This window comes from Bacteroidales bacterium (assembly GCA_021157585.1).
GTDB lineage: Bacteria > Bacteroidota > Bacteroidia > Bacteroidales > UBA12170 > UBA12170.
Genome location: JAGGWH010000111.1, coordinates 1 through 16,252, shown reverse-complemented (window position 1 = coordinate 16,252; position 16,252 = coordinate 1). Strand labels below are relative to the sequence as shown.

Below are 16,252 nucleotides of genomic sequence, written 5' to 3'. Positions count from 1 at the left end.
TGCTGGATATCTGAATACTTTAGCTTTCTACACTTTTGATAAAAACAATCCACCTCAAAGCGTTGATGATATTACTGATGTAACAGTTATTTTTCCCAATGTATCTTTTAAAAATAGTGGCGGAGGATTATATTCAGGCGATAAAGTTTATATTGGTAATTTTCCTGCAGGGACGTCTTTAGGTTGGCTGTTAATCACCGATGCTTACGATGATAGAGCAAGAACGGTTGGTGAAGGAATCGATAATTTATTTTCGCACGAAAACTTAAACCCCGAAACAGATCCTACCTACCAACAGCATGTTGTTTTATTACAAGATGCCAGTCGTGAGAAATTCATAATTTCTTTTGAAGATTTACAACGCCCTGGTGGTGATGATGATTTTAACGATGCTGTATTCTATGCTACTGTTGATCCTATATCGGCTGTTGAGCCAGGTTTCTTCCCTATTATTGGCGAAGTAGATAATGATACTGATGGTGATGGTGTCCCGGACAGTTTTGATGATTTTCCTGAAGATGCCGAATCAGCTTTTAACAGTTATTATCCAAGCGAAGGCAATTATGCAACACTTGCATTTGAAGATTTATGGCCTTCCAAAGGAGATTATGATTTTAACGATTTAATCGTTGATTATAATTTCAATACTATTAGCAATATTGATAATGAAGTAACAAAACTAAAAGGTGAGTTTGTGGTTCGCGCTATTGGAGCAGGATTTCATAACGGTTTCGGCTTTACACTAGAAAACGTTTTAAGCGATCAAGTTAGTAGTGTTACAGGAAATGCACTGGAAGAAGGATATATTATTTCCAACACTAACGGTACAGAAGCAGGTCAAACTAATGCAACAATTATTGTTTTTGATGATGCTTGGAATCATGGATACGGAAATACAGATCCTTCCAAAGCTTATGCAGCACCCACAGAAATAATTCAAGTAGAAATACAGTTCGCAACTCCAATCCCATTTGCACAGTTTGGCGTGGCGCCATTCAATCCTTTTATAATCGTGAATCAGGAGCGAGGCAGAGAAATTCATATGGCCAATTATTCACCAACGGATTTGGCTGATTTAAGTTATTTTGGACAGTATAATGATGATTCGGATGCAGGAACAGAAAAATATTATAAAACGATTGATAACCTTCCTTGGGTAATTAATATCCCTACACAATTTGATTATCCAATAGAAAAATCGTCTGTTGATCAGGCACATTTAAAATTTATTGATTGGGTAGAAAGTAGTGGAAGTTTATTTAATGATTGGTATTTAGAACAAGCCGATTATAGAAATCCGGATTATATTTATTAATGCATTTGGTTTTCACACAGACCGCCTTAAAAAAAGGCGGGTTTTTTTTGTTTAAGAATTCACAGAATGCAAAATAAAGCAGTAATTTTGCTCAAGCTAATTATCTAAAAAACACAAAATGATTGCTAATCAACTATTTAATCCAAAAAGCATAGTCATAATCGGGGGCTCAAACGATATTCATAAACCTGGAGGAAAGGTTTTAAAAAATTTAATTGACGGTAATTTCTCTGGAAAACTCTATGTTTCAAATCCTAAGGAAGAACAAGTACAAGGAATCGTAAGTTATAAAGATTTAAACGCCCTTCCTCAAGTTGATTTAGCGATTATCGCTATTGCAGCTAAATATACTTTGCCAGCAATTCAAATCCTGACAGAGAAAAAAGACACCAAAGCTTTTATTATTCTTTCGGCAGGATTTAGCGAAGAAAACGAAGCCGGTGCCGAATTAGAAAAACAGATAGTAGATCAAATAAATAAATACGATGGCGCATTGATTGGTCCAAATTGCACAGGCATTTTAACGCCTAACCATCATAGTATCTTTACCGAGCCTATTCCCAAACTCGACCCTAAAGGATGTGATTTTATTTCGGGCTCAGGTGCAACAGCAGCTTTTATTATGGAAGCCGGCATTGCTAAAGGTCTAAGCTTTTCAAATATTTTTGCTGTAGGAAATTCTGCACAATTAGGTGTAGAAGATTTACTCGAACATCTTGATAATACTTTTGATACCGAAAAATCGAGTAAGATTAAACTACTTTATATAGAAACCATTAATAAGCCTCAAAAATTACTAAAACACGCACAATCACTTATTCAAAAAGGCTGTAAAATTGCTGCTATTAAAGCAGGATCATCAGAAGCAGGTAGCCGCGCAGCATCATCACATACCGGCGCATTAGCCAGTCCCGACGAAGCCGTTAATACTCTGTTTCAAAAGGCTGGAATCGTTCGTTGTTTTGGTCGCGAAGATTTAATTGCAGTTGCCTCAGTATTTATGTATCCACCTCTAAAAGGGAAAAACTTAGCTGTTATTACACATGCCGGAGGTCCTGCAGTTATGCTTACCGATGCTCTTTCAAAAGGAGGATTAGAGGTTCCATCGCTAAGTGGAGAAAAAGCGGAAGAATTAAAAGCAAAACTATTTCCGGGCTCATCCGTGGCAAATCCAATTGATTTTCTAGCAACGGGAACAGCAGAACAATTAGGAATTATTATAGATGCTGTAAATAACGATTTTGATCAAATTGATGGAATGGTAGTGATTTTTGGAACTCCTGGACTATCTCCCATCTTTGATGTTTATGAACTACTAGATAAAAAGATAAAATCTTCTAAAAAACCTATTTATCCTGTTCTTCCATCCACATTCACAGCATCAAAAGAAGTTACTTTCTTCTTGGAAAAAGGGCAACTCAACTTCCCTGATGAAGTAAATTTGGGAAATGCACTTGCTCGAGTTTACAATACACCTTTACCGGAAAAAGAAGATCAAGATTATCCTGATATTGATTTCGGATATATTCAAGCTATTATCGATAGTAATGAAAATGGGTATTTATCGCCTTCTGCAGTTCGGTCATTGTTAGATGGTGCAGGCATTAGAAGAGCAGGTGAGTCAACTTGCGGTAGTGCTGATATTGCTGTTTCTCAAGCAGAACGACTGGGATTTCCCGTTGTTATGAAAGTAGTTGGACCGATTCATAAATCGGATGTAGGAGGAGTTGTTTTAAATGTAAAAGATGCCAAAACCGTTAAAAAAGAATTCAATAGAATGATGAAAATTCCTGATACAACAGCGGTATTGATACAACCTATGCTTTCAGGAATCGAACTATTTGTCGGAGCAAAATACGAGGATAAATTTGGTCATATGATTTTATGCGGATTGGGTGGTATTTTTATCGAAGTACTAAAAGACATCAGTTACGGCTTAGCTCCTATCTCTTATTCTGAGGCTCAAAAAATGATTAAAAGCCTAAATAGTTATCCAATTATTCAAGGCATTAGAGGAAAAGCAGGAATTAATGAGGATAGATTTGCAGATGTGATTTGGCGTTTGTCCGCACTATTGCAGGCGGCTCCGGAAATTAAAGAATTAGATTTGAATCCTCTCTTAGGAACAGAAGATAAGGTTATTGCTGTTGATGCACGTATCCGAATAGAGAAAAAAGCTTAATAAAAAACACGGTCTCCTGACCGAAATTAGGTGTATAGACAAATCATTAAAATATTACGGTTAATCCATTTACAATTCAAAGGCTAAGACCAGCAGTTCAAAAGCAAAAGGCAAAAATTTGCTAGGGCTATGCCAAACACTTCAGACAATAACAAAATTATGATTCAAGGAAATGCGGAAAAACCTATTGTATAAAAGATTAAGCTGTTCCCCAAGTTAGTTTATTAGATAGATTTAAATTTTCAAGTGCAAATTTTGTTGTCAAAGGCATTTGTAAAAGTTATAAAAAATAACTTTGCAACACGGTTGCAAGAATATAACCGTATATTTGCATCGGTAAAATGAATAAGAATTACAAAAATATCACATCTATTGTCTTGCTAATCGTAGGCTTGATTATATTCACGCATTCTGTTATTCCTCACGATCATCATTATGATTTTTCGTCTGATGTTGAGCATCATCATAATGACAATCCCATTCATTGCCATTATTTTAATAATATAGATTCTGATAAAGTTAGAACTAATAACTTCACTAATACTATAAAAGAATTGCCCGTTCTTTATGCAGTTATTCTTTCTAATTTATTTGATTTAGATTTACATTCTCAAGTAAATAATTTTATAAGCCTTAACGATAATACCCCTTATTATTGTGTATTAATAAGCAACTCTCCTACCCGAGGCTCACCCTTATCATTTGAAATCAACAATGTGTAATTCGTAATAACACATTATTTGCCTGTATGTGTTTGCGAACGCATTTAAGCAACCTATTTCTTAATATTTAACAATCAAATTTTAGGTATTGATCTAATATCTAAATCATAAAGTCTAAATTATGATAAACAAAATAATACATTTTTCAATAAAAAATAAGGTACTCATTTGGTTAATGACACTTGGATTAATAATCGGTGGAATTTATTCAATGACAAGAGTGCCCATTGATGCAGTACCTGACATCACTAACAATCAGGTTTTAGTAATAACCACGGCACCTAATTTAGGAACAGAAGACATAGAAAAATTCGTTACCTATCAGGTGGAATTAGCAGTAGCCAATCTGCCAAATGTAGAAGAAATACGAAGTGTTTCGCGTTTCGGACTTTCGGTTGTAACCATTGTTTTTTCTGATGATGCAGGAACTTATTTACCGCGTCAGTTGGTAAGCGAAGCACTTAACGAAGTAAAAGAAAAAATACCCGAAGGATTTGGTGAGCCGTTTATGGCACCAATTAGTACAGGACTGGGAGAAATTTACCAATATACTTTGGAGGTGCAACCCGGTTTTGAAGATAAATATGACGATATGCAGTTGCGCACTATGCAGGACTGGATTGTAAAACGACAAATGGCAATGTTGCCGGGTGTGGTTGAAGTAAACTCTTTTGGAGGTCATGTTAAGCAATACGAAGTTGCTATAAACCCAGATAAACTCAGAAGTATGAATATAACTATGTCTGAGGTTTTCGATGCTTTAAATAAAAACAACCAAAATACAGGCGGTGCTTATATCGAAAAGAATTATCAAGCCAACTTTATTCGTGGCGAAGGATTAATGCGTTCAAAAAAAGACATTCAAAATACTTTTGTGAAAAATATTAATGGTAGTCCTGTTTTTATAAGAGATATTGCTGATGTTAAATTTGGAAGTTTTGTTCGTTATGGTGCTTTTACGAAAGATGGAAAAGGCGAAGCCGTAGGCGGAATTGTAATGATGCTTAAAGGCGGAAACTCAAACGATGTTATCAATTTGGTTAAGGAAAGAGTGGTGCAAATTCAAAAGTCATTACCGGAAGGTATTACAATTAAGCCCTTTTTAGATCGTAGTAAACTAATAAAAAGCACTACTTCTACTGTTGCCGAAAACTTAGCAATGGGAGCCTTAATCGTAATATTTATTCTCGTTATTTTCTTAGGAAACGTGCGCGGTGGTTTAATTGTAGCATCTACAATTCCTTTGGCATTACTGTTTTCTTTTATTATGATGCACATTTTCGGCGTATGGGCAAACCTTATGAGTATGGGAGCCTTAGACTTTGGAATATTAATAGACGGAGCTGTTATCATTGTAGAAAGTATGATTTTTTACCTGCATCGTAAGAATTTAATCGGCACAAAAATATCACAAGAAAAACGAGATGAATTGGCTTATAAATCGGCAAGTAAGATGATGAATTCTGCCTTTTTTGGTCAGTTAATAATTCTACTTGTTTTTATTCCTATTCTTGCCCTGCAAGGTGTTGAAGGTAAAATGTTTATTCCAATGGCTCTAACTTTTGGTTTTGCTGTAATTGGAGTGATGATTTTATCACTCACCTATATTCCAATGGTATCTGCAACATTTTTAAAAGCACCAAAAACCGATAAAAAATCTTTTGGGGACAAAGCCATTATTGCTGTCGAAAAGGCTTATAGCCCGCTTATCGATTGGGCTTTAAAATATAGCAAGGCTATTGTTGCAACGGCTATTGTACTGCTTATTGCAGGTGGTTTTGTTTTTTCGAGAATGGGTTCAGAGTTTATCCCAAAATTAGACGAAGGCGATTTGGCTTTTCAGATATTTCTGAAACCTGGTTCATCACTTAGCGAAACAGAAGAAATATCTACCAAAGCACAGCAAATCCTTTTAAAAGAATTTCCCGATGAAATAGAAAGTGTCCAATCGCGAATTGGTGTTGCAACTTTACCAATGGATCCTATGCCTTTAGATATTGCCGATTGTTTTGTGATTTTGAAACCCAAATCGGAATGGAAATACGACTCTAAGCACGAATTGGTTGAAGCTATGGAAGAAAGTCTAAGTGTAATACCCGGTATCGGATTTGAATTTACACAACCTATCGAAATGCGTTTCAACGAATTGCTGACAGGCGTAAGAGAAGATATTGCCATTAAACTTTACGGTGACGATTTAAATATTTTATCGGATAAAGCACAAGAGATTGCTGGCTTAATATCGGGTATTAGGGGCGTTTCGGGTATAAAAGCTGAAGCTGTAAAAGGATTACCTCAAATAACCGTAAAATACAACCGCACAAAAATGGGACAATATGGCTTGAATATTAGCGATTTAAACAAATTAGTTGAAACCGCATTTAGTGGCGATGTTGCAGGTAGAATTTACGAAGGCGAACGAATGTTCGATTTGGTGGTGCGTTTAGACGAAGCACATCGTAAAAATATCGATAATATCCGAAACCTTTATGTGAATTTGCCTGATGGAAATCAAATTCCGTTGAAAGAGGTTGCCGATGTATCGTATCAGCCCGGACCAATGCAAATTAGTAGAGATAACACCAACCGAAGAACTTATATTGGGGTAAATGTGGATGATAGAGATATTAAGTCTTTGGTAAACGAAATTCAAGAAACATTAGATGCAAAACTGAAATTGCCAAGCGGATATTATATTCGCTACGGTGGTGCTTTCGAGAATTTGGAACGCGCAACCAAGCGTTTAACTATGGTAGTACCTATTGCATTATTGTTGATTTTTATGTTGGTATATTTTGCCATAGGCTCGTTTAAACAAACTATGATGATTTATGTTGCTATTCCTTTTGCTGCAGTGGGCGGAATATTTTCACTTTATCTTCGAGATATGCCTTTTAGTATTTCGGCAGGTGTTGGTTTTATTGTGCTTTTTGGCGTTGCTGTTCTTAACGGATTGGTACTTATTTCAGGTTTTAACGAACTAAAATCGGAAGGAAAATTCAATCTTAAAGATATTATTAAAAAAGGCTCAATTCGTAGAATAAGACCTATTTTATTAACTGCTTCAACAGATATTCTTGGTTTCTTACCAATGGCAATATCAACATCGGCAGGAGCCGAAGTACAACGCCCGTTAGCAACTGTGGTTATTGGCGGTATGTTAACATCAACACTTTTAACCTTAATTGTATTACCAATTTTGTATAAATGGGTTGAAACTAAAAAAACAAATATGAAAAGAACAAAGTTAAATCCTGCAATAGCAGTGGTTTTAATTGTTTTCGGATTGGGTTTTTCGCAAAATAGTATGGCTCAGGATACTACTTTTACCTTACAGCAAGCCATTGCTTTAGCAAAAGAAAATTATCCTGCAATTAAAATGGCTAAATTAGATGTTGAAAAACAAAGAGCACTTAAAGCAACGGCTTACGATTTTGGAACTACATCTGTTTATACAGGAAAAGAAGAAGTAGGTAATGGTGAGTTAGGTATCCAAAACAAAATAGGTGTTGAACAAAGCGATATTAATTTATTTGGAATTCCTGCAAAATCGAAACAGGCAAACAAACGAGTTAATTTAGCACTTTCGGCTCAATCATTAACCGAACAAAAAATTGTTAAAGATGTAAGTATTGCTTGGTATAGAACTTTATATGCGAAAAGGCAAATGGATTTGTACAAAGAATTGGATAGTTTGTATGCAAATTTCGAAAAAGCGGCACAAATAAGATATAAAACAAATGCTACTTCAAAAATTGAATATTTATCGGCTTCTGCTAAATACAAGCAATTAATAGTTGAAGTTAAAATGGCGGAAAGCAATTATTTAATGGCTTTGCAGAATCTAAACCGGTATTTGTTATATCCGAAAGCATTTGAGCTTGAGAATAGTGAAATGAAAGAAAATACAGTTATTCCATTGCAAGATAGTTTAAGTAATAGTCCTATTTTAGACTATTATGCCAACAATACCGAACTTGCCAAATCAAATTGGAAAGCCGAGAAGTCAGGTTTCTTGCCAAAACTGAATTTGGAATATAAGATGCAAAGCATTGACGGTGCTTCGGGCTTTAATGCCTGGCAAGTAGGAGTTTCGGTTCCAATAGTTTTATTTTCACAAAACGGAAAGACAAAAGCATCTCGCATAAACTACGAAATTGCCGGACAGAAATATCAGCAAAAAAGTATTGAGATTAATACTCAATATCAGCAAAAGCATAACCGGTATTTGGTTTATAAAGATTTGATTGATTATTACAAAAACGAAGCCTTGCCTTTGGCAGATGAACAGATTGAAGCATCAACGCTGGCATATAAATCGGGAAGTATTTCTTATGTTCAGTTTATCCAAAATATTGAGGCTGCAATTATGATTAAAAAGGATTTTTTACAACAAGAAGAAAAATTCTTTGAATTAACAATAGAAATAAAATATTTAACAGGAAAATAATAACCCGCGATATCGCGATAAAAATATAGAGTAATGAAAAAGAAAATATACATAGTATTAATAGCATTGGTAACAATTACAGGTTTTGTTTCGTGCAGTTCTAATAATGCTAATACAGAAACTGAAGAGCACGAACATAATGAAGAAGGAGAAGAAGGTGTTGTGGTATTAAACAAGGCACAACAAAAATTCTTAAATCTAAAAATTGGTAATTTTGAGATGCGTAATTTAACGACAGTTGTCAAAATTAATGGACAATTGGAAGTAGCACCAAAAGACAGAGCAGGTGTTACCGCAATTCTTGGAGGAAATGTTAAAAGCATCAAGGTCTTTCAAGGCGATAAGGTGAAACAAGGTCAAGTCTTAGCCGTTTTGGAACACCCTGATTATATTACAGTACAAGAAGAGTTTGCTACTATTTCCAATAATTTAGAATACTTAAAACAGGAGTACGAAAGACAAAAAGAACTTTTCGACAATAATGTTGGAGCAGGAAAAGACTATCAGAAAGCAAAATCGGAATATAATAATGCAAAGGTAAAATATGAGAGTTTAAAGTCTCGTTTATTGCTATTGCATTTATCGCCTGAGCAAGTTAAAAAAGGTAAGATCTCGAATACTATTAATATTATCTCACCCATTTCAGGTTTTGTAAACTCGGTAAATATAATGGTTGGTATTTATGTTGATACAAAAACAAAAATGTTTGAATTGGCAGATAACAGTAAAATACACGCCGATTTTAAAGTTTACGAAAAAGACGTTTATTTATTAAAAATAGGTCAGAAAATTCATTTTACCGTTTCTAATAAAGAACAAAAGGAATATACTGCCGAAATTTTTGCTATTGGTAAACAGTTCGAAAACGATACTCGATCGGTTCATATTCACGCTAATATTTTAGAAGATAAAATAGAATTAATTCCCGGAATGTATATTACAGGGCATTTACATACCGATAAAAATTATGTCAAAACTTTGCCAAACGATGCTATTGTAACTCAGGGTGTTAAATCGTATATTTTTATAGTTGAAGAAGAAAACAATGAAAATACAAAATTTAAAATGACAGAAATTATAAAAGGGAGAAGCGACGACGGTTATACTCAGGTTAATTTCCCTGAAGAATTGCCGGAAGATGTTCGTGTTGTTTTAAACAAAGCCTATTATCTTTTCTCAGATATGGATAAAGACGAATTGGGTGATGATGATTAATGTATTTTATTATAAATAAGTATGCTTAAAACCGAATTATGCATTTGAATTTTTATTGAATGAAGCTTTTGATTTTTAGATAGGTTTTGATACAAAGTATTGAAAACTACTTAATCATAAAGTATTTATCTTGCATTTGCGAAAGTGTAAAAAATAAGATTATTATATTGCAAGTATTTTACAAATGCATAATTCGGATTAAATCATATAAAAAACACCATAATGGATAATAATAAAATAGATAAAAAACTCGAAAATAAAAAGGTTAAACCAACTGCAATGCGTGAGTTAATTCTTGAAGAATTAAGCAAGAAACAAGTTGCAATAAGTTTAAAAGAGTTAGAAGAAAGATTTGCTCAATCTGATAAATCTACTCTTTACCGTACATTAAAAACCTTTGAAGAAAAAAAGATAATTCACTGTGTTGATGATGGAACAGGTTCGATAAAATATGCAGTTTGCCACGATACTTGTGATTGTAATCCAAGCGATTTACACGTTCATTTTCATTGTACAGAATGTAAACAAACATATTGTTTGCCTGAAATACCTATTCCGGAAATTGATTTGCCTGCAGGCTATACTCTTAACAAAGCCAATTTTGTTGTAAAAGGTATATGTAGTAATTGTCAAAAGTAACTTTGCAACAAAATTGCACTCTTTAAACAGTATTTTTGTATTGAGTTTAAAATTATATACAATGAAAAATATATTTACGATATTTGTTATTATTATTTTTCTTTCATTTTCGGTAAAAATAAGAGCACAAGAAAATAATAAAACGCCTGAAAAATTCAGATTAATCACAGGAATCAGAGTTAATCCTCTTTTAATCTATGATTTAAAAGGAGGATACAAAGAAAGAGTTTTACTGCACGGTGAACTTGGAGCCTTGTTCAATAAAAAGTTTTATACCTCAGTAGGCTATACCGCAGGGGTAAATGCTATCTATAATTTTAATGAATATTGGTTTATCGGTTTTGATAAAAAAGTGCCGGTATCTTGGGTTATTGCAGAAGAATATAATTTAGATAATCACAAGTTTTTTGTACAGACAGGTCCTAATATTAAGTTGAGTAAAATTGGAAACTTCTTTATGTTTCTTTACACACCTGTCGATGAATTTAATTTGGGTTTAAAAGTAGGTGTATTTATTCCTTTAAATGCAGTTTTAAAGAAAAGGTAGTTGATTAAAAAAATATACCATATTGACAAAATGACTTGTGGCTCTGAGGAGTCCTTGATTAGGATTAAGATTTCTCAATTTAAAGAGATTAAAGCAATGTATTTTGATTTAGAAAAAAGAACATTGACTTTAATACTAAAAAAAGAAAACCCGAAAATAAACGATGCTATTTTCAGTTTAAACTTGTCGTGTAAAGTATTGGCGACAGAGGAAACAAATGAAGATATTGATATTAATCCAGATAAAAAACAATCCAAAATACTTTGGTTAGTTCTATTAATAAATCTGGCATTTTTTATTATTGAGATGACAACAGGTTTAATCTCAAAATCAATGGGTTTGGTTGCCGATAGTTTAGATATGTTATCGGATAGTTTTGTTTATGCAATTAGTCTTTTTGCTGTTGGCGGTACTTTAGTCCGAAAAAAACGAGTAACCAAACTCGCAGGATATTTTCAAATAATACTTGCTGTTTTAGGGTTCTCAGAAGTAATAAGGAGATTTTTGGAAATAGAACAAATACCCGATTTTTCTATAATGATTATTGTTTCAATATTTGCACTAATTGCAAACGGTATTAGTTTATATTTGATGCTGCAGTCCAAAAATAAAGAAGAAATTCATATAAAAGCAAGTTTAATTTTTACATCAAACGATATTATAATAAACTTAAGTGTTATCGTTGCCGGTTTTATTGTAATGTTTACAGGCTCATTAATACCAGACTTAATTATTGCTTGTATTGTTTTTGTAATAGTTATTAGAGGCGCTTTTAGAATATTAAAATTGTCATAAGAAATGTTAAATCCAAAAATTATACAAGTATTATCCAAAATTGTATAAGAGATTTATGGTTTCTTGTCGTAATTTTGATCCATTATAAATAACATATGCAGAAAGTCATTAACATATTAGTTTCCATTGTTTTCCTTATAAGTTTTATAGGTGTTAATATCCATAAACATTATTCACACGGAGAACTATACAGCACCGCCATTTTTCAAGAGACTGAAAGTTGCTGTGCCGATATGGAACATTGCGAAATGACCAACACTGCTGCAACAAGTAGCAATCAACAAAAATACCATAGCTCTTGCGAAGATAAAATAGAAACATTTAAAATCTCCGATGATTTTGTAAATGAGAGGTTTTCAATTTCAACTGAAAAAACAATTGATTTGAATTTTGTTTCCTTGTTTCAAATTGAGGAAATAAATTTCTTTATTGCAAATTATCATACTACAAATATATATCCATCGCCATCTCTGTGCGAAACGGATGTTCAATCCGAATTTGGCGTATTTCTTATCTGATACCGTTACTTTTCTAATGCACGTGTAAATTACATCTTATTTACATAGATGCTAATACCACTTTTTAAAAAGTGTATTAATAAGGTTTTGTTGTACTATTTTTACACAACATATTTATTAACGTCAAAATATTTAGAAATGAAATACTATATCAATAAAACAATAAATGCAGATTTAGAAACTGCAACTGAAATAATTAAAGAAGAACTTCAAAAAGAAGGCTTTGGAATAGTAACACAATTCGATGTAAACAAAGCATTAAAAGAAAAGTTGGATGTTGATTTCAGACAATACAGAATTTTAGGTGCTTGTAATCCTGCTTTTGCATTGCGATCAATAAATGCAGAAAATAAAATAGGAACTATTCTACCTTGTAATGTAATGCTTCAAGAAGTTGAAAACGGAATTGAAATAGCCATTATCAATCCAAAATCTATGGTTGCCGATATAAATAATGATGAAATGAAAACTATCGCAAACGAGATTTATGAGAAAATGCAACGAATAATAAATTCTTTAAAATAATAAAATTATGAAATCATTACATCCATTAATCGTTCATTTTCCAATTGCTCTTTTAATAACTTCTGTACTATTTGCTGTCTTAGCAGTTTTAATTAAAAATAAAAGAGAATTATTTAAAGATATACTATTAGGAAATCTAGTACTTGGTACAATTGGAGCTGCAGCAGCTATTATATCAGGCATATTTGCCGAAGAAAGTTTAGCTCATAATAATAAAATTCATGAAATCATGGAAGTTCATAAAACTCTAGGATATATATTAACATCAATGTTTACTGCAATTTCTATATGGTTAATCTTACGTAGATATAAAATACAAATAAAAGAATTAATAATTATGACTTCTTTTTTAATTATTGCATCTGGCTTATTAGCTTACACTGCACACCTTGGTGGTAAAATGGTTTACGAAGAAGGTGCAGGAGTTATTCCTATGGAAAAAATAATTAATAATCAAACCCACGAGCATAATCATGCAGAAACTGGTGAAGATAGTCATACAGAACATGCTCATTAGTATTTTTGAAGTTGTAAATTATAAATTTAAAGTATAACACAATGTTAAACAAAATAATAAAATTCTTTTTAGAAAATAAGTTAGTTACTATTCTTTTACTTACAGTCTTTTTGGCTTGGGGGATAGTAAACTCGCCCTTTGGATGGGATACAGGTTTTCTACCGAGCGACCCTGTACCGGTAGATGCCATTCCAGACATTGGAGAAAATCAGCAAATAGTTTACACCGAATGGACAGGTCGTTCGCCACAAGATATCGAAGACCAAGTTTCATATCCTTTAACAACAGCCTTATTAGGAATACCGGGTGTAAAAACTATACGAAGTAATTCTATTTTTGGCGTTTCAAGCATTTATATAATTTTTGATGAAAACATTGAATTTTATTGGAGTAGAAGCCGAATTTTAGAAAAACTCAATTCGCTTTCTGCGGGAACTTTGCCCGAAGGTGTTACGCCTACCTTAGGTCCCGACGCCACAGCACTGGGTCAGGTTTATTGGTACACTCTTGAAGGTAGGGATAAAAATGGAAAACCTGCCGGAAGTTGGGATCCGCAAGAACTACGTTCTATTCAAGATTTCTATGTAAAATATGCTTTAACATCGGCAAAAGGTGTTTCCGAAGTTGCTTCTATTGGTGGTTATATCAAAGAATACCAAGTTGATATAGACCCAAATGCAATGAAAGCACATGGAGTAACGATTGGACAGATTATTAATGCCGTGAAAGAATCGAACCTCGATGTTGGTGCAAGAACCATTGAATTTAATAAAGCCGAGTATTTAATACGTGCTTTAGGTTATGTAAAATCTTTGGAAGACCTTGAAAAATCGGTGGTAACAGTAAAAAACAATGTGCCTATTCGCATAAAAGATGTGGCTCGTGTTAATTTTGGTCCTGCTCCTCGTAGAGGAGGCTTAGACAAAGGCGGTGCCGATGCTGTTGGCGGTGTAGTTGTAGCTCGTTATGGTGCAAATCCTTTGGAAGTTATCAATAATGTTAAAGATAAAATTAATGAAATCGCTAACGGATTACCTTCAAAAACTTTAAAAGACGGAACGGTTTCCAAAGTTACTATTATTCCTTTTTACGACCGTTCGGGTTTAATTCACGAAACACTTGGCACACTGGAAGAAGCTCTATCATTAGAAATTCTTATCAGTATTTTGGTTGTGCTAATTTTGGTTTTCAATCTACGTGCCTCTTTTTTAATTTCAAGTTTATTGCCAATAGGCGTATTAATGACTTTTATTGCAATGCGTCAGTTTGGGGTAGATGCTAATATAGTTGCCCTTTCGGGGATTGCTATTGCCATTGGTGTGATGGTAGACGTAGGCGTGGTTTTTACCGAAAATATAATTCGGCATACTGGATTGCCCGAAAACAAAGGAGCCAAAGGCAAGGATTTAATGAATGTGATTTATAACGCTACTATTGAAGTTGCACCAGCAGTTTTAACTGCAATAGCTACAACTGTAATTAGTTTTATGCCGGTATTTGCAATGCAAGCTGCCGAAGGTAAATTGTTTCAGCCCTTAGCTTTTACAAAAACTTTTGTGATGCTTGCTGCTCTTATAATTGGCTTGGTAATAATACCAACTTTGGCTCACATTATATTTTCTATCAATGTAAATGGTAAAAAAATTCGAAGGTATTTGAATATAATTTTGGCTGCTGCAGGAATTACACTTATTGTTCTTGGGAATTATTTTCTCGCAATTATAGTAATTCTTTATGCTGTAAACAATTTCTTTGGATATTTATGGAAAGAAAGCAAATCAAAATATATTAATTATATAAATATTAGTTTAATATTATTTGTAGTTGTAAAATACCTTTCGGCACAATGGATGCCACTGGGGGCACAATATAGCGAGTTTACTAATATGCTTTTTGTAGGTTTTATGATTGCATTAGTTCTGAGTTTGTTGAGTTCAATTATCTACTTATATCCTCGCATTCTAACCTGGGCATTAAACAATAAATGGAAATTCTTATCACTTCCTATCTTTGTTATTCTTTTTGGAATTACTGCTTGGCAAGGTTTCGATAAAATGTTTGGTTTTATGCCAAAATTTGTAACAGATACAGAAACTTGGCAGGCGATAGATGAAACATTCCCCGGTATTGGTAAAGAATTTATGCCATCGCTTGACGAAGGCTCATTCTTATTAATGCCAACCACGATGCCACATTCGGGAGTTGAAGAAAACATTGATGTAATCCGTTTGTTAGATAAAAAAGTAAACAGTATACCCGAGGTAGATAATGTTGTTGGAAAATGGGGGCGTGTAAATTCGGCTCTCGACCCTGCACCAATTTCGATGTTTGAAAACGTAATTAATTACAAATCGGAATACATTCTTGACGAAAGCGGACATCGTATTCGTTTTAAAACTGATGATGGGGCTTTTGTTCTAAAAGATGGAACAAAATATAATCCAAAGAATGGTTTTGTAGTTATTGAAAAAGACGAATTAATCCCTGACGATGACGGAGAATATTTCCGCCAATGGCGAGATAAAATAAAGTCACCAAATGATATTTGGAACGAAATTATAGCCAATTCAAGTATTCCGGGCTTAACATCAGCACCTAAATTACAACCTATTCAAACCAGATTAGTTATGTTGGCAACCGGAATGCGTGCCCCAATGGGAATTAAGGTTTTTGGTCCTGATTTGGAGAGTATCGAAAAAACAGGTTTACAAATAGAAACTCTGCTTAAAGATGTTGAAGGTGTATCCAAAATGTCGGTTTTTGCCGATAGAGTTGTGGGTAAACCTTATATGGAAATTCACATAAACAGAGATGCAATTGCTCGTTA

General features: G+C 33.6%; 12 protein-coding genes. All 12 read left to right on the top strand.

What is annotated here, in order from left to right; genetic code table 11:
* Nucleotides 1-1,315, top strand: a 1,315-nt coding sequence (locus J7K39_07915) for an LruC domain-containing protein (protein MCD6179815.1), incomplete at its 5' end; no start/stop codon positions are given.
* A 118-nt stretch (nt 1,316-1,433) separates the two neighbouring features.
* Entirely contained in the window at nt 1,434-3,497 is a 2,064-nt protein-coding gene (locus tag J7K39_07910; GenBank protein MCD6179814.1) for an acetate--CoA ligase family protein, read from the top strand.
* Between the two features lie 341 nt (nt 3,498-3,838).
* Entirely contained in the window at nt 3,839-4,219 is a 381-nt protein-coding gene (locus J7K39_07905; GenBank protein MCD6179813.1) for a hypothetical protein, read from the top strand.
* 121 nt (nt 4,220-4,340) lie between these two features.
* Nucleotides 4,341-8,669, top strand: a complete 4,329-nt coding sequence (locus tag J7K39_07900; protein MCD6179812.1) for a CusA/CzcA family heavy metal efflux RND transporter — start codon at nt 4,341-4,343, stop codon at nt 8,667-8,669.
* 33 nt (nt 8,670-8,702) lie between these two features.
* Nucleotides 8,703-9,884 (top strand): efflux RND transporter periplasmic adaptor subunit, encoded by a 1,182-nt coding sequence (locus tag J7K39_07895; GenBank protein ID MCD6179811.1) that lies wholly within the window; start codon nt 8,703-8,705, stop codon nt 9,882-9,884.
* A gap of 222 nt (nt 9,885-10,106) precedes the next feature.
* Nucleotides 10,107-10,523, top strand: coding sequence for a transcriptional repressor (locus J7K39_07890; GenBank protein MCD6179810.1), 417 nt, complete (start codon nt 10,107-10,109; stop codon nt 10,521-10,523).
* A 61-nt stretch (nt 10,524-10,584) separates the two neighbouring features.
* Entirely contained in the window at nt 10,585-11,070 is a 486-nt protein-coding gene (locus J7K39_07885; GenBank protein ID MCD6179809.1) for a hypothetical protein, read from the top strand.
* On the top strand, nt 11,071-11,865 hold the full coding sequence (locus tag J7K39_07880) for a cation transporter (GenBank protein ID MCD6179808.1): 795 nt from the start codon (nt 11,071-11,073) through the stop codon (nt 11,863-11,865). It begins immediately after the preceding gene.
* 95 nt (nt 11,866-11,960) lie between these two features.
* A complete protein-coding gene (locus J7K39_07875; protein MCD6179807.1) occupies nt 11,961-12,383 on the top strand; it encodes a hypothetical protein in 423 nt (140 codons plus the stop codon).
* A 138-nt stretch (nt 12,384-12,521) separates the two neighbouring features.
* Nucleotides 12,522-12,908: a DUF302 domain-containing protein gene (locus J7K39_07870; protein MCD6179806.1), complete on the top strand. Its 387-nt coding sequence runs from the start codon at nt 12,522-12,524 to the stop codon at nt 12,906-12,908.
* 7 nt (nt 12,909-12,915) lie between these two features.
* Nucleotides 12,916-13,425, top strand: coding sequence for a DUF2231 domain-containing protein (locus J7K39_07865; GenBank protein MCD6179805.1), 510 nt, complete (start codon nt 12,916-12,918; stop codon nt 13,423-13,425).
* A 41-nt stretch (nt 13,426-13,466) separates the two neighbouring features.
* On the top strand, nt 13,467-16,252 hold a 2,786-nt coding region (locus J7K39_07860; GenBank protein MCD6179804.1), incomplete at its 3' end, for an efflux RND transporter permease subunit.